Here is a 277-nt window from a genome sequence, read left to right as displayed (position 1 = left end):
GCCAGCGAGATTGCAATTGGGTACAACGCAAAAGAAGACATACCCAGCAGCGCCAAACCCACCACCATAATACTGTAACCGGGAATAAGGCTCATCAGTCCGGTTGCAAAAATACCTAACAGACAGGCCGCTGCCATCAGCAGGGTTTTACTCATCTTACAGGATAACGCGCTGACAACAGGCTGAATGGCCATACCACCCAGAACGGTCGAAGCCATTAAGCCGCCGATTTGCTCTGCTGTCAGATTTTGCATCTGCAATGAAATGGGTAAAAGAC

The 277-nt window shown here is 49.5% G+C and carries 1 pseudogene; it reads right to left on the bottom strand.

From position 1 onward, the window contains the following. A pseudogene (locus tag ACYP03_RS25995) lies at window positions 1–254 on the bottom strand (MFS transporter); the annotation flags it as partial. Window positions 255–277: the final 23 nt, after the last annotated feature.

The organism is Photobacterium sp. R1 (genome assembly GCF_054600795.1).
The sequence above is the reverse complement of the archived record's forward strand: the minus strand, read 5'-3'. Positions and strand labels throughout refer to the sequence as shown.